Below are 14,707 nucleotides of genomic sequence, written 5' to 3'. Positions count from 1 at the left end.
GAACCGGGCCGGGGCCTGCGCTGCCTGCCGCCGCGTACGACCCGGCGACCGGCGGTTACATCGGGCCCGACGGTCGCCCCTACATCCAGGCGGACCTGGTCCCCGGCACTGCAGGGAACCAGACATGGCAGACGATGCTGCTGCCGCCGGGGAGCTGATCAGTCAGCGACTATCGAAAGCGCACCGGACGGGCACATCCGCACCGCATTGCGGGCGATGTTCTCACTCTGATGCGGCACCTGCTCGGCGAGGAGCACCACGATGCCGTCCTCGTCCTGATCGAAGACCACATCGGCGGTCATCACACAAACGCCTGCGGCCATGCAGATCTCTCGATCGCCGACGATCCTCAACGGGTGAACGCCTGCAGCGTGAGCGCGGAGTTCATGAAGTCCCGGAAGTGCAGCCAGCGACCGTCGCGCAGCGTGATGATGTGTGCGAACTCCGATTCCCATTCGAAACCCGTGGCGAGTCGGCGGAACCGCTGGCGGCCCCAGGCCGCCAGGTCGTCACCCTGGGCGATGAACTTCCACGCCTCCATCTCGGTGATGGCGATCGTTTCACCCACCTTCGTGAAGAACGCCACGGCTTCGTTGATGCCGCGGTAGTCACCCGCGTAGGGGATCGCGTCGACGCCGTAATAGGTGATGCGCACGTCGGGGTCCATCAGATCGAGCGCGGCCTGAAGATCACCGGCCGGCACCGCGGCGTAAATCGCCTTCGTCGCTTCGATATTGCGCGACTCAGTGACCGACGCGGTCATGACAGGTGCAGGGGGAGACGGACGAACGCGTGGGTCAGCAGGCTGGCCGTCTGCTTGGTGCCGGGATCGTCGGTCAGCGTGATCGTCTGATACCGGTCGAGGACCGCGTTGACCACGGCCACGACTTCCAGGCGCGCGAGGGAGGCGCCGAGGCAGAAGTGCAGGCCGTGCCCCATCGACAGCTGCTGGCGGATGTTGGGCCGGTCGATGTCGAGCACATCGGGGTCGGCGAACACCTGGGGGTCACGATTGGCGGAACCGAAGAACAGCGCCACCCACTCGCCCTTGCGGATCAACTTGCCGCCGACCTCGACGTCGCGGGTGGCGATGCGAAACAGCCGCTGCGGCGGGCCGTCCACCCGCATCGCTTCCTCGACGAACACGTTCACCAACGTTCGGTCGGCGCGCAACCGCGCGGTGATCTCAGGTTGGCGGGCCATCGCCTGCAGCAGGTTGCCGATCAGGAACGTCGTGGTCTCGCTGCCCGCGACCACCAGCGTGACGCAGAACCGGACGATTTCCTCGGGGGTGAGACGCTGGCCGTCGATCTCCGCGCGCAGCAGCGCCGAAATGAGATCCTGGGCATCGTCGACGCCGCCGGTCGGCGGGCGTTCGGCCAACTGGGCGGTGTGCTCGGCAAGCCGGGTCGCGAACGTCATCACCATTTCCTCGTTGCTGGCCATGCGTTCTTCCGGTGTCAGCGACGACGAGAGCATGAATGCGTTCGCCCACTGCTTGAACCGCACGTGGTCACCGTCGGGCAGTCCGAGCAGACGCACCATCGCGCGGGTGGGTATCTCGGCGGCGAACTCCATCACCTCGACGTCACCGTCACCCAGTTCGTCGAGTAGCCGGGGTACCAACTCGCCGAGCCAGCCCTCGAGCCGCTTGACCCGTCGCGGCGAGAACGCCTGGCTCACCAGCTTCCGCTCCACCTCGTGTTTCGGCGGGTCGGTGTTGACGAGCATGAGGCTCGGCGCCGAGGAGGCCTCCTGAAGCGGATCGCGTGAGGAGAACGTCGCGGTGTCCCGGGCGGCCTCGAAGATCTGGTCGTATCGGAACAGCGCCCACGCGGTGACGGCCTCATCGGCGCCGGGCACCGTTCCCGGCGGCCAATCGCGATAGCCCGCCACAGGTGACAGCGGCCGCAGTTGCTCGTACAGCGGGTACGGGTTGGCGATGCCCTGCGCGGTGGTCAGCAGATCCAGAGCCAAGACAGTGGTGGATGACATGGTCTTCAGCCTCTGTCAGCACAGGCGGCAAAACGATCCCCCGTAGGAGAGGACTCATGCCCCCGTACGAGGCCAATTGTGATCTTGTCGCCCAAACCCACCGCAACCGCACGCCGGTCGGAGGACAGTCGATGGGGTGAACGCCATCTCCGAGACTCCCTCCATAGCCGATCTGGCCGAGGGGGATCACCCCGGTTGGGCATCGCGCGAAGTGACCGAATCCCACGCGGCCCGCCGCTACCGCGAGACGTTCGAGAGCTCGGACGTCGGCCCGATCGACGATCCGCGCACGGTGGTGGCAGAGGCGGTCGACGCGAAGGCGACCGTGGTGCGTAATGCGCTCGAGGAACTGGGCGACGAGCACGCGCTCAACGCGCTCGAGGCGGTGCTCGACCTGGCCTCGCTGGAGCGCGAACTGATCGAGGACGGTGCCCGCCGGCGCACGTTCGCGCTCCTGCAGGTTCAGGAGGCGCTCAGCAAGCTGCGGGTCGTCGACGACGTGGCGACGATCGTCGACCGCGCGCCGCGCGAACTGGTCGAGTCGTGCGGCTTCGACCGCGCCGTGCTGTTCCGCGTGCACGAAGGCCGGATGATGATGGAGTCGGCGTACTTCGGAGAGGACAGTGACGGTGCGGAGAAGATGGTGGCTTTCGCGCAGTCGGTGGCGCCGCCGCTGAACCACATGCTGCTCGAGACGGAGATGATCCGCCGGCACGCCCCCGCGATCGTGCGTGATGCCCGCAACGACCCGCGCGTGAACCGTCCCATCGTCGACTTCTCGATGACGCACTCCTATGTGGCCGCCCCCGTGATGCCGACGGGAAAGGTGATCGGGTTCCTGCACGCCGACCGCCTCTACTCGGGCCGCCTGGTCGACGAGATCGACCGGGACACGGTGTGGGCGTTCGCAGAAGGCTTCGGCTACGCCTACGAGCGCACGGTCCTGCTGGAGAGGACCCGCCGCCAGCACGCCGAGGTCCGGCGCGCGTTGAACTTCGCCGATGAAGCCGTGCGTGCGCTGCAGGACGCCGATCTGGATCTACGCAAGATCGAGCCGGTCGAGCGCAGTCCGGCCGCTCAGTCCCTGGCGGAGGTCCAGACCCGCGTGCTGTCGATTCTGACGCGCCGCGAGGTCGAAGTGCTCCGGCTGATGGCCGCCGGCCGCACCAATCAACAGATCGCCGACGAACTCGTGATCTCCGCGGGCACGGTGAAATCCCATGTCAAGCGAGTCCTACGGAAGCTGAACGCCACCAACCGGGCGGAGGCCGCGTCGGCCTATGTGCGACTGGCCAGTGTCCCGGCCAAGAGTTAGCGCGGACTCATTCCCGCTGCGCGGTAGGCATCGTCGATGAGGGCCATGTTCGCGACCGCATCGGCATTGGTCAGCGGCAGCGGTGCGCCGTGCAGGACATGGGCGGCGAACGCTTCGAGCTGATAGGTGTAGCTCGCGCGTCGACCGAGGTGTTCGACCGCCGTTCCGGCGTCCGTGCGGATGGTGATCCTGTCGTCCTCCGCCGGTTTGATGAAGTTGTGCGCCAACGCATCTCCGCGGGTGCCGATGACCTTCAGGGTGAAGGAGTGCTCGCCGGCGACCATCGAGTTGGTGGACAACCCCGTCACGCCGGAGTCGAACTCGACCTCGACGTCGCACCAGGCATCGACATCGACATCAGCTGGGTCGCGGTGCCCTGCTGTCGCCCGCACGATGGTCGGCGTCCCGAACCGGCGCAGGAGATGCAGTCCGTAACATCCGAGATCCATCAGGGCGCCGCCGGCAAGCTCCAGTGACCACCGCGGATCGTCGGGTTGTGGTGCGGGCATACCCATCCGGACTTCGATGCGCCTGAGCTCGCCCAAGGTGCCGTCGCCGGCCAACTCGAGAACACGACGGTTGACGGGATGGAAGAGATAGTGAAATCCCTCCATCACCGTTACACCGGCGGAATCGGCCGCGTCTGCGACGCGCTGCGCCTCGTCGCGGTCACGGGCGAACGGCTTCTCGGTCAACACCGGCTTGCCCGCCGCCACCGCTGCCAGGTTCCAGGGCGCGTGCAGCGAGTTGGCCAACGGGTTGTAGACGACGTCGACTTCCGGGTCGCTCACCACGTCCTGATAGGACGAGAGCACTCGTTCCACGCCGTACTTCTCGGCGAACGCGGTGGCGCGCTTCGGGTCACGTGCCGCCACCGCAACCAGTCGGTGGCCCAGCTCCCGGGCGGGGACGACGATCGCGGACTCCGCGATGCGGGACGCGCCGAGCACCCCGATCCGCAGGCGCTCGCTCACACTCCTACCGTGCGGCACACGTCCTGCAGGAACGCCACACTGGCGCGGACATCGCGGATGGGACCCTCGTCTGTGGGTGCACCGTCGAGGATGGTGTCCTGTTCCATGACGAACCAGCCGTCGTAGCCGTTGGTGCGCAATGCCGTCACCAGGCCGGCGATGTCCACATCACCGCTGCCCAGCGGTGTGTAGATGCCCGCCCGAACGGCTTCGGTGTACGTCATCTCGCCGGCCTGCACCCGCGCGGCCATCGCGGCGTCGACATCCTTGAGGTGGGCGTGGGCGATCCTGCTCGGCACATCTCGCGCCAACTGGACCGGGTCGGTTCCGCCGATCAGCAGATGCCCGGTGTCCAGGCACAGTTGGATCGACGAGCCGTCCAGCACCCGCTTCACCTCGGTGTGGTTCTCCACCATCGTGCCGACATGTGGGTGCAGCACAGCGAGAATGCCGCGCTCGGCGGCGATCTCGGAGAGCCGGTCCAGGTTACCCAGCAGGGTCGACCACTGGGCGTCGTCGAGCGTCGGGCGTGAGTCGTATCCGTCCGAACCGGTCGCTGCGGCGAGTACCAGGACGTCGGCGCGGCACGCCACCAGTGCGTCCAGTGGCCCTGCGATGTCGGTGGCCGGATCGTGCGCGGCGTCGTGCAGGACCGTCGGCACGAACGATCCGACGCAGCTCAACCCGTAGGACTCCAGCAGTGCGGTCATCTCTTCGGGCTCCGACGGCAGGAATCCCTGCGGGCCGGTTTCGGTGGCGGACAGGCTGACGTCGCGCATCTCGGCGAGTACCAGTTCCGGCGGCAACTGATGGCCCCAGCCCGGCACCTCGCACACGCCCCACGAGATCGGTGCACCTGCGAACTTCACTTTTTTACCTCCTCGATGCGCACCGGGACACCCCGGCGCAATGATTCCGTGGCAGCCTCCGCAATCCATGCGACCTGGACCGCATCGGCGACGGTGGCGCCTTGAATCGGTCCGCCCTCAACCACTTTCACGAATGATCGCAGCTCGGTGCGGAACGCCTCGGTGAACCGGTCCATGAAGAAGTGGTGGGGCGTGCCGGTGGGAAAGTCGTTCGCCGGGTCGCCGTTGCGCACCGGAACGCCCTGATCCCAGCCGGCCACGACGGTGTCGTCGAACCCGTGCGCCTCCAGGCGGCAGTCGTACCCGCGGCCGTTGTAGCGCGCGGCGGACACGACCCCGAGCGCACCGCCGTCGAAGCGCACCACGATGGCTGCGGTGTCGACATCGCCGTACTCGGTGAACAACGGATCGCCCTGCACACTGCCGGTGGCGTACACCTCGACGGCCTTCTGTCCGGTGACCCAGCACAATGCGTCGAAATCGTGAACGGCGCAGTCGCGGAAGATGCCTCCGGAGCCCTTGATGTAGTCCATCGGTGGGGGAGCGGGGTCCATCGTGGTGCTGCGGACGGTGTGCAGCGCACCCAGCGAGCCGTCGTCGACGGCGCGCTTGACGGCGGTGAACGCCGCGTCGAACCGGCGCTGATAGCCGACCTGAACCGGGACGCCCGAACGGGCGATGGCCTCGGCGACCCTCGCGCTCTCGGCGGCGCTCGCAGCGATCGGCTTCTCGCAGAACGTGGGCAGGCCACGCTCGACAGCGGCCAGCGTCAGCTCGGCGTGCGCCGGGGTCGCCGCCGCGACCACCACCCCGTCGACGCCCGAGGACAGCAGCTTCTCCACCGAGTCCACAGGTGTGGCACCGTATTTCGCCGCCACCTCCTCGACGATGTCGGTGCGTTCGTCGGTGATCACCAGGCCGGACAGTTCCGGCATGTTGCTCAGGGTCTCGGTGTGGAAGGCACCGATCCGCCCGAGCCCGATGAGGCCGAGAGTGGTCATGGGTTTCTCCGTTCGTTCTGATCGCGAAGTGCGATGTCGAGGTCTTCAGCGGTGAGGCCGTTGGCCAGTGCGTCGAGCACGATGTCGACCTGACTGGGCGGTACCAGGCTGCCGATCGGCTGATCGCTGTCCAGGTTGGTGGGGAATGCGTACCCCTCGGCGGTGGCGACCACCACGTTCTCCAGGTCACGGCGCGGCCTGCCGGCCGCCGCCATGGCGCGCAGCGCCGGGTAGACGGCCCGGACCATCGCCGTGCGGTCCAGCGCCTCCATCGCCCGCCCGAACGGCGACGAGATCTGCATCAGGTTCGCGATACGGCGGATGTCGGCGGAGACGTTGGAACCCGCACCGTGATAGAGCGCCGGGTTGAAGAACACCGCGTCACCCTTGCTCAACGGCAACTGGACGTGGTGGTCGGCGAAGTAGTCGACGAACTCGGGACGGTTGAAGGCGACGTAGCCGCCGGCGAAACGCTGGGAGTGGGGCAGCAGCATCGTCGGGCCGGTCTCGGTCGGCATGTCGCAGTGGGCCACGGCACCTTGAAGCGTCAGCACCGGCGATGTCCGGTGAAGATGCGCGGGGTAGGAGGCGAGATGCTCGTCGGGGACGAAGCCGAGGTGATAGTCGCGATGCGGAACCTGTGCTTTGCCACCGGGATTGACGACGTTGACCTGTGAGGTCACCTGGTAGCGCGGGCCGAGCCAGGCCTGGCAGACCACGGCGAGCGTGTCGTTGGCGTAGTAGTCGGCGAACACCTGCGGGTCGTGCAGAGCCAGTTTCTGGGCGGCGTTCCAGATCCGGTCGTTGGCGCCGGGCGTGCCGAAGTGATCACCGGCCGCCGACCCGGCTGCGCGTTGCGCCTCGATGATCGCGAAGAACGCTGCGCTGGCACGGTCGACGACGTCAGGGTCGAACGCTTCGGTGAGGACGACCACACCGGGACCTTCGGCGAGCGCGTGGATCAGTTCGGACTGCAGCGTGCGCCGGTCCGCACGGGCCGCGGACTGCGCGGAGTAGACAAGAACGTTGCTGCGAACCCCCTCGGCGAGGGGGTAGTCGGCGACGTCGGTATCGCGTTCCACTTGGGCGCGGAACTGGTCGAGATCACAGTCGGACTCGCCGATCCACGGCGACGACGCGGTGTGCACAGGTGCGGCCATGGCAGTTAGTCTTGCTGTGATCGAGGCCGCAATCAACCGCATGTATCCATCAAAAACACCTCAGGACGTCGGCATGTCGCACCGCTACAAGGTTCGTGAGATCGCCCAGCAGGCGGGTCTGAGCGAAGCGACCGTCGACCGGGTGCTGCACCACCGGCCCGGGGTGCGGGAGAACACTGTCGCCGAGGTGAATCAGGCGATCGCCGACCTGGACAAACAGCGCGCCCAACTGCGCTTGAACGGGCGTCGCTACCTCATCGACATCGTCATGCAGACCCCGCAGCGGTTCTCCGACGCGTTCCGCGCCGCGGTCGAAGCCGAACTGCCCGCCTTCGCCCCGGCGATGCTGCGGGCCCGATTCCATCTGTGGGAGTCCGGCTCCACGGAACAGATGGTCGAGGCACTGAGCCGGATCCGGGGCAGCCACGGGGTGGTGCTCAAGGCGCAGGACCAGCCCGAGGTGGCGGAGGCGGTCGACCGCCTCACCGAATCCGGCGTCCCGGTGGTGACGTACGCGACCGACGTGCCGACAAGCTCGCGCTGCGGCTATGTCGGCATCGACAACCACGGCGCCGGCGTGACGGCTGCCTATCTGGTGGACCAGTGGCTGGGGCGGGCACCGTCGGACGTGCTGATCACCCTCAGCCGCACGGTGTTCCGTGGTGAGGGCGAGCGCGAGGTCGGTTTCCGGTCGGCGCTGCGCAGTTCGGGCCGCGCCGTCGTCGAGGTCAGTGGCAGCGACGGGCTCGACGCGACCAACGAGCGCCTGGTGCTCGACGCCCTGGAGCGCCACCCCGCGGTGGAGGCGGTCTACTCCGTCGGCGGCGGGAACGTGGCCACCGTCGCCGCGTTCGAGAAACTGGGTCGTGCGTGCAGAGTCTTCGTCGCCCACGACCTCGACGCCGACAACCGGCGGCTGCTCCGGGAGGGGCGCATCTCGGTGGTGCTGCACAACGATCTTCGTGCCGACGCCCGGCTCGCGTTGCGGCTGATCCTCCAGGAGCGCGGCGCGCTTCCGGTGGAGCCCGCCCGGCCGGCTCCCATCCAGGTCGTCACCCCTTTCAACGTGCCCGTCTGAGCGGTGAATCGTCGAAACCCGGCGATGCCGGATACCATTTCGCCCCAACGGTGTCGAAAACGCGCCGACGTAGACCAGGAAACGATCGGTGCCACAAGTGTTCGTCGAGGGTGTGACCGTGCTGGGCAACCTGGCCATCGATGTGATCAACGGTGCGCCCAGGAGCCCTGGCGGCTGCGCGTCGTTCGCCGGCGTGGCGCTGGAAGCGTCCGGAGGTGCCGGTCGGATCGTGGCCATGGGCGCCGAGCAGGACCACGCACTGTTCGATCCGCTGCTCGAACGCTTCGGTGACATCGTCCGTGTTCTGCCCTCGAACGCCACGAGTGCGTTTCGCCTGGACTACGACGACGTCGACCATCGCCACATGTCAGTGGACGCGATCGGCCCCTCCTGGGGTGCGGCCGACGTCGAGGCCGCCGATCCGCAGACCACCTGGGTGCATCTGGCGCCGCTGCTGCGCACCGACTTCCCGGCGGAGACGCTGGCCCACCTGTCCGCCCGCGGCCACCACATCGCCTACGACGGGCAGGGGCTGGTTCGAGCCGATCGACTGGGACCACTGGTCGAGGACCGTCACTTCCCGGCCGACCTGTTGACCCACCTCGATGTGCTGAAGCTGGCGGAGGACGAAGCGGTCGTCGTCGCGGACGGACCCTTCGACGCGGCAGTGGCCGAGCGACTCGGCGTGCCGGAGATCGTGGTGACCTACGGCTCGGAGGGCTGCCACATCTACACCGAGGCCGGCATCACCCGCGTCCCCGCCGCGTGGCGCGTGCTCGATGTGCAGACCACCGGTGCCGGCGACATGTTCACGGCCTGTTACGTGGCCGGACGCGCGGCAGGCGCCGATCCACGGCAGGCGGCCGAACTGGCGAGTGAGCTCGTCGCCGGAGAACTCGAGAAGCGACGCCAGGTCCGACCGGAGCCGCTGTCGGACCTGGCTCCGGGGAGGTAGCAGCGGTCTCGTCGGGTGCTAGCTGAGAGCTACTGACGAGTAACCCGAGTCTTAGAGAATGACATTCTCCAAAACGTGACGAAAACCACAAATTTGTCGCACGCAGCCGCGCTGCGCGCGCCTGAACTTGCCTTTTGGTCATTCTTTACCTGCTGGTAACCGCAGCGTCCCGGTCAGGTCAGCCTAAGAGAAGTGCAATAATCGGTACTCCCAGTGACAGAAACATTGGGTGGAACTCGGTTCGATGGCGCGCCGTGCTCTCGCAGCCCCGAACTGCGAGCGGAAACGGCGCGGCGTGACTAGATCTGAAAGGCAGGGTCGTGGGTCAAAACGGCACAGTCAACGGCGACAGCGCCGCGACGGAATCCGCCCCGCGGCAGAAGCTCGAAAAGGTTGTCATCCGATTCGCCGGTGACTCCGGCGACGGCATGCAGCTCACGGGTGACCGGTTCACCACCGAAGCCGCGCTTTTCGGCAATGACCTTGCCACGCAACCGAATTACCCCGCCGAGATCCGGGCGCCACAGGGCACGCTGCCTGGCGTCTCGTCCTTCCAGATCCAGATCGCCGATTTTGACATCCTGACCGCGGGCGACCGGCCCGACGTTCTCGTGGCAATGAACCCCGCCGCGCTCAAGGCCAACGTCTCCGATCTGCCCCCCGGCGGCCTGATCATCGCCAACTCCGACGAATTCACCAAGCGCAACCTCGCGAAGGTCGGCTACGAGGCCAACCCGCTGGAGGGCGACGAGCTTTCCGACTACGTCGTACAGGCGGTCGCGATGACGACGCTGACCCTCGGTGCGGTCGAAGCGATCGGCGCGACCAAGAAAGACGGTCAGCGCGCCAAGAACATGTTCGCGCTGGGCCTGCTGTCGTGGATGTACGGCCGCGAGCTCGAGCACAGCGAAGTGTTCATCCGGGAGAAGTTCGCCCGCAAGCCCGATGTCGCCGAGGCGAACGTGCTCGCGCTGAAGGCCGGGTGGAACTACGGCGAGACCACCGAGGCGTTCGCCACCACCTACGAGGTGGCGCCGGCGAAGCTCAAGACCGGTGAATACCGGCAGATCTCCGGTAACACCGCTCTGTCCTACGGACTGGTGGCCGCGGGGCATCTCGGTGACATCCAGCTGGTCCTCGGCACCTACCCGATCACGCCGGCATCGGACATCCTCCACGAGCTGTCCAAGTACAAGCACTTCAACGTGTTGACCTTCCAGGCCGAAGACGAGATCGCCGGCATCGGCGCAGCGATCGGCGCGTCCTACGGCGGCTCGCTGGGCATCACCAGTACATCGGGGCCCGGCATCTCGCTGAAGTCGGAGGCGATCGGTCTCGCCGTGATGACCGAGTTGCCGCTCATCGTCATCGACGTTCAGCGCGGCGGGCCGTCGACCGGTCTGCCCACCAAGACCGAGCAGGCCGACCTGCTGCAGGTGTTGTTCGGACGCAACGGCGAATCTCCGGTTGCGGTGATTGCCCCACGATCGCCCTCGGACTGCTTCGACGTCGCCGTCGAGGCCGCGCGTATTGCGATCAAGTACCACACGCCGGTGGTCATCCTGTCCGACGGCGCCATCGCCAACGGCTCCGAGCCGTGGCAGATCCCCGACGTGAGCTCTTATCCGGCGATCAATCACACCTTCGCCAAGTCCGGCGAACCGTTCGCGCCGTATGCCCGCGACCCCGAGACCCTGGCCCGCCAGTTCGCAATCCCGGGCACCCCGGGTCTCGAGCACCGCATCGGTGGGCTCGAAGCCGCCAACGGCTCGGGCAACATCTCCTACGAGCCCAAGAACCACGACCTGATGGTCCGCTTGCGCCAGGAGAAGGTGGCCGGCATCGCGGTGCCCGACCTCGAGGTCGACGACCCCAGCGGTGAGGCCGATCTTTTGCTGATCGGCTGGGGAAGCAGTTACGGCCCCATCGGCGAGGCCTGCCGGCGGGCGCGCCGCAAGGGCATCAATGTCGCCCACGCGCAGCTGCGCAATCTCAATCCGTTCCCGGCTAATCTCGGTGAGATACTCAAGCAGTACTCCACGGTGGTCCTGCCGGAGATGAACCTCGGCCAGCTGGCTCTGTTGCTGCGCGGGAAGTTCCTCGTGGACATCCAGTCGGTGACCAAGGTGGAGGGCATGGCGTTCCTGGCCGACGAAGTGGAGAGCATCATCGATTCCGCGCTGGACGGAACACTGGGCGAGAAGGAACTCGAGAAGGCCAAGTTCGCCCGGTTGGCCGCGGCCACCATCGACGACAATGCTGTGGGAGCGAGCGCATGACTGACCTGATAGGAAGCGATCTGGGTCTGAGCCCGGCTGGGCTGACCAAGACCAGCCTGGTTCCGACGACGGACCAGCCGCAGAAGTCGAAGGACTTCACCAGCGACCAGGAGGTCCGTTGGTGCCCGGGGTGCGGTGACTACGTCATCCTCAACACCATCCGCAACTTCCTGCCGGAGTTGGGGCTGCGTCGCGAGAACATCGCCTTCGTCAGCGGCATCGGCTGCTCGAGCCGGTTCCCGTACTACCTGGAGACCTACGGCTTCCACTCCATTCACGGTCGCGCGCCGACCATCGCGACCGGCCTCGCGCTGGCGCGTGAGGACCTGTCCGTGTGGGTGGTCACCGGTGACGGCGACGCCCTGTCGATCGGCGGCAACCACCTGATCCACGCGCTGCGACGCAACATCAACCTGACGATCCTGCTGTTCAACAACCGGATCTACGGCCTGACCAAGGGGCAGTATTCACCCACGTCCGAGGTCGGCAAGGTCACCAAGTCCACCCCGATGGGATCGCTGGACTACCCGTTCAATCCGGTGTCGTTGGCCCTGGGCTCCGAAGCGACCTTCGTCGGCCGCGCTCTGGACTCCGACCGCAAGGGTTTGAGCGAGGTGTTGCGCGGAGCCGCCGCGCATCGCGGCGCCGCACTCGTGGAGATCATGCAGGACTGCCCGATCTTCAACGACGGTTCGTTCGACGCACTCCGCAAGGAAGGTGCCGAGGAGCGACTGATCAACCTCAGCCACGGCGAGCCGATCACATTCGGCGCCGACGGCGAGTACTGCGTGGTCAAATCCGGATTCGGGCTCGAGGTCGCCAAGACCGCCGACGTGTCGGCCGATGAGATCGTCATCCATGACGCCCAACTCGAGGATCCGGCGTATGCGTTCGCGCTGTCGCGGCTGTCCGAGCAGAACCTCGACCACATGGTGATGGGCATCTTCCGCCAGGTGAGCAGGCCCACCTACGACGACGCCGCTCGTCAGCAGCTCGCCACGGCGCGTGAATCCAAGGCGCACGACACGGCTGCGTTGCAATCGCTGCTTCGTGGCAAGGACACGTGGACCGTCGCCTGATTGCGCTAACGTCACCGGTGTGACGCCGTCCCTGCCGTTGGCCGCTGTGGTGCTGGCGGGCGGCGCGTCTCGGCGAATGGGCCGGGACAAGGCCACGGTGGTCATCGACACACCAGACGGTCCGACGACGCTGGTCGAACGAACGGTGTCGACGGTCGTCGGCCGGTGTGCACCCGTTTTTGTCATCGCTGCTCCCGGTCAGGCCCTTCCCGATCTGCCGGCGACCGTCGTGCGCGACGAGGTGCGGGGCGTCGGACCACTGCTGGCAACCGGCCGCGGGCTGCGGGCAGCGGCCGAGGCGGGGGTCGAGCACGCGTTCGTCTGTGCTGTGGACATGCCAGCGCTGACCATCGAGCTGATCGAGACCCTGACCGGACCCGCCGAACGGCTCGGCGCCGACGTCGTCCTGCCCTGGGACGGGCGTGACCACTATCTCGCCGGTATCTACCGCACCGCGCTGCACACCACCATCGCCGAACTCGTGCAGGCCGGTGCACGAAGCATGCGCGCGCTGGTGGACACCGTCGACACCCAGCGGATCGTGATGCCCGAGCAATCGGCGTTGGCGAACGTCAACACCCCCGCCGAACTCGCAGCCGTCATACCACCACGTTTGACCTAGCAAACTCAATGAATAATTGATATTGAGTTAGAGCAGCTAGCGAAACAATTCGATGCACCGAATTGTGCGAATATTTTCCGTGATAAACCACGGTATCGGAACACGATCTTTCCGGATATCTCCCGTTACGTTCCTGAGATAGTGTGACGCCCAGTGGTTTTGAGGGGCGCCCATCTCGAAAAGTGGACAATTCGACCACTCTTCGCACCTCGGGTACCGAAAAGGCGCGGTGGCGATCGACCGCCGCGGGCGGAACGGGCATCCCTCGGGGAAGTCGGACAGCCGGTCCGTCACTGGCCCGGGTGGGATGCCGATCCAAAGCTTCTGTCCAACAACGGCTGTGGGTCGCTTGCCCGTTGGGGAGCCCGCGGGATCGGGACCGGGGGCGCAGCGATGCACGCCTCAGGAATAGGCCGTGAAGCGTTCTCCTGCAGAGCTTTTGACGACGATCGCAGCTGTCGACCAAGCGGCGGACTCAGCGAAGGCGAACTTTCCCGGAACCAGTGACTCCGGTCGCCGAACCGGCCCAGAATCGCAGTGTGGTTGGTCATTTCGCCGCGGTGCGGCATTGCCGACTCCGTTGGGGGTGTGCCAGCTCACAAAGGACCCGTGATTTGGCTCACGTTCACCGGCGCGGACTGGGATTTCGGCGGCGGCACCAAACCCGCTGCTGACCTGCGTAGACGGCGACGCGGACGGGTCGTGATCATTCCGTGATCTGTTCGCGACACGTTCTCCACCGATATGACATCGCGCGAACAGGTTTGTACGGTCCCAATCAGCTTCAAACGGAGCAAATAATTCAAAACCCACGAAACCTGTGTGCGTGGGGTCTGCGGGAGGCCAAGAGGCTTCCGGCGGTCGTCGGGTGCAGAACCCGGCGAGGTGTATTGCCGCCTCCCCTGTCGTGTCCGACCGAAACGGGACGACCCAACCATCCGGCCTGACTTCAGGCAGTGCTCGCGTGTCCGCGCGGGCTGCGTTGGCGTGCGCTTGGCGAAAGGATCGAAGTTGAAGAACATCCGGAAGACGCTCGGTTTGGCCTCCATCACCGGAGCACTCGCAGTAGCGCCGATGGTCCTGGCGACCGGCACCGCCCACGCGGACAGCGTCAACTGGGATGCCGTGGCTGCCTGCGAGTCAGGCGGCAACTGGTCGATCAACACCGGTAACGGTTACTACGGCGGCCTGCAGTTCGCGATGGGCACCTGGCAGTCCCACGGTGGCAACGGGTCGCCCCACAACGCCAGTCGCGAGGAGCAGATCCGAGTGGCGGAGAACGTGCTGCAGACGCAGGGCATCGGCGCATGGCCGACCTGCGGTGGACGCGGCTAGAACACCCAGACGCACCCGACAGAGGCGGTGCCGGCAGATGCCGGC

At 66.5% G+C, this 14,707-nt stretch carries 13 protein-coding genes and 2 pseudogenes; 8 read left to right on the top strand and 7 right to left on the bottom strand.

The genetic code is table 11. From position 1 onward, the window contains the following. Positions 1-158, top strand: a pseudogene (locus WA965_RS12445) (MCE family protein); the annotation flags it as partial. On the opposite strand, the gene WA965_RS12440 reads toward WA965_RS12445, so the two are convergent. From WA965_RS12440 to WA965_RS12430, 3 genes are read right to left on the bottom strand one after another with little or no spacing between them, the layout of a single operon-like run. Next, positions 159-353, bottom strand: a complete 195-nt coding sequence (locus WA965_RS12440) for a ferredoxin (protein ID WP_526295988.1) — start codon at positions 351-353, stop codon at positions 159-161. Continuing rightward, entirely contained in the window at positions 350-763 is a 414-nt protein-coding gene (locus WA965_RS12435) for a nuclear transport factor 2 family protein (protein ID WP_526295990.1), read from the bottom strand. The genes WA965_RS12440 and WA965_RS12435 overlap by 4 nt, the downstream gene beginning before the upstream one ends. Continuing rightward, positions 760-1,995 (bottom strand): cytochrome P450, encoded by a 1,236-nt coding sequence (locus tag WA965_RS12430; protein ID WP_526295992.1) that lies wholly within the window; start codon positions 1,993-1,995, stop codon positions 760-762. The genes WA965_RS12435 and WA965_RS12430 overlap by 4 nt, the downstream gene beginning before the upstream one ends. A gap of 136 nt (positions 1,996-2,131) precedes the next feature. Here WA965_RS12430 and WA965_RS12425 point away from each other — a divergent pair, with 136 nt between their 5' ends. Continuing rightward, the gene (locus tag WA965_RS12425) at positions 2,132-3,310 is read left to right on the top strand and encodes a LuxR C-terminal-related transcriptional regulator (RefSeq protein WP_526295994.1); all 1,179 of its coding nucleotides are present in this window, start codon (positions 2,132-2,134) and stop codon (positions 3,308-3,310) included. On the opposite strand, the gene WA965_RS12420 is transcribed toward WA965_RS12425, so the two are convergent. From WA965_RS12420 to WA965_RS12405, 4 genes are read right to left on the bottom strand one after another with little or no spacing between them, the layout of a single operon-like run. Beyond that, positions 3,307-4,284 (bottom strand): Gfo/Idh/MocA family protein, encoded by a 978-nt coding sequence (locus WA965_RS12420; RefSeq protein WP_526295996.1) that lies wholly within the window; start codon positions 4,282-4,284, stop codon positions 3,307-3,309. The genes WA965_RS12425 and WA965_RS12420 overlap by 4 nt on opposite strands. Beyond that, positions 4,281-5,153 (bottom strand): sugar phosphate isomerase/epimerase family protein, encoded by an 873-nt coding sequence (locus WA965_RS12415; protein WP_526447571.1) that lies wholly within the window; start codon positions 5,151-5,153, stop codon positions 4,281-4,283. Before WA965_RS12415 ends, WA965_RS12420 begins: the two co-directional genes overlap by 4 nt. Beyond that, positions 5,150-6,154 carry a Gfo/Idh/MocA family protein gene (locus WA965_RS12410; RefSeq protein ID WP_526296000.1) on the bottom strand — a complete coding sequence of 335 codons (1,005 nt, stop codon included), beginning with the start codon at positions 6,152-6,154 and terminating at the stop codon, positions 5,150-5,152. Before WA965_RS12410 ends, WA965_RS12415 begins: the two co-directional genes overlap by 4 nt. After that, positions 6,151-7,314 carry a phytanoyl-CoA dioxygenase family protein gene (locus tag WA965_RS12405; RefSeq protein WP_526296002.1) on the bottom strand — a complete coding sequence of 388 codons (1,164 nt, stop codon included), beginning with the start codon at positions 7,312-7,314 and terminating at the stop codon, positions 6,151-6,153. Before WA965_RS12405 ends, WA965_RS12410 begins: the two co-directional genes overlap by 4 nt. Positions 7,315-7,387: 73 nt before the next feature. Here WA965_RS12405 and WA965_RS12400 point away from each other — a divergent pair, with 73 nt between their 5' ends. The 6 genes and pseudogenes from WA965_RS12400 to WA965_RS12375 form a co-directional block, all read left to right on the top strand. Further along, complete coding sequence (locus WA965_RS12400) at positions 7,388-8,392, top strand: LacI family DNA-binding transcriptional regulator (RefSeq protein WP_526296012.1); 1,005 nt, start codon at positions 7,388-7,390, stop codon at positions 8,390-8,392. Between the two features lie 112 nt (positions 8,393-8,504). After that, entirely contained in the window at positions 8,505-9,347 is an 843-nt protein-coding gene (locus tag WA965_RS12395; RefSeq protein ID WP_526296014.1) for a PfkB family carbohydrate kinase, read from the top strand. Between the two features lie 320 nt (positions 9,348-9,667). After that, positions 9,668-11,626 carry a 2-oxoacid:acceptor oxidoreductase subunit alpha gene (locus tag WA965_RS12390; RefSeq protein WP_526296004.1) on the top strand — a complete coding sequence of 653 codons (1,959 nt, stop codon included), beginning with the start codon at positions 9,668-9,670 and terminating at the stop codon, positions 11,624-11,626. Continuing rightward, on the top strand, positions 11,623-12,705 hold the full coding sequence (locus WA965_RS12385; protein WP_526296006.1) for a thiamine pyrophosphate-dependent enzyme: 1,083 nt from the start codon (positions 11,623-11,625) through the stop codon (positions 12,703-12,705). Before WA965_RS12390 ends, WA965_RS12385 begins: the two co-directional genes overlap by 4 nt. A 19-nt stretch (positions 12,706-12,724) precedes the next feature. Beyond that, positions 12,725-13,327 (top strand): molybdenum cofactor guanylyltransferase, encoded by a 603-nt coding sequence (gene mobA, locus WA965_RS12380; RefSeq protein ID WP_526296008.1) that lies wholly within the window; start codon positions 12,725-12,727, stop codon positions 13,325-13,327. 1,101 nt (positions 13,328-14,428) lie between these two features. Further along, a pseudogene (locus tag WA965_RS12375) lies at positions 14,429-14,662 on the top strand (transglycosylase family protein); the annotation flags it as partial. Positions 14,663-14,707: the final 45 nt, after the last annotated feature.

This window comes from Mycobacterium sp. (assembly GCF_049683935.1).
Taxonomy (GTDB): domain Bacteria; phylum Actinomycetota; class Actinomycetes; order Mycobacteriales; family Mycobacteriaceae; genus Mycobacterium.
This window is presented reverse-complemented; position numbering and strand designations above follow the sequence as displayed.

Coding starts and splice junctions, on each gene's coding strand:
- WA965_RS12400 (WP_526296012.1), top strand. CDS start 7,388: ATGTCGCACCGCTACAAGGTTCGTGAGATCGCCCAGCAGGCGGGTCTG.
- WA965_RS12435 (WP_526295990.1), bottom strand. CDS start 763: ATGACCGCGTCGGTCACTGAGTCGCGCAATATCGAAGCGACGAAGGCG.
- WA965_RS12385 (WP_526296006.1), top strand. CDS start 11,623: ATGACTGACCTGATAGGAAGCGATCTGGGTCTGAGCCCGGCTGGGCTG.
- WA965_RS12410 (WP_526296000.1), bottom strand. CDS start 6,154: ATGACCACTCTCGGCCTCATCGGGCTCGGGCGGATCGGTGCCTTCCAC.
- WA965_RS12430 (WP_526295992.1), bottom strand. CDS start 1,995: ATGTCATCCACCACTGTCTTGGCTCTGGATCTGCTGACCACCGCGCAG.
- WA965_RS12405 (WP_526296002.1), bottom strand. CDS start 7,314: ATGGCCGCACCTGTGCACACCGCGTCGTCGCCGTGGATCGGCGAGTCC.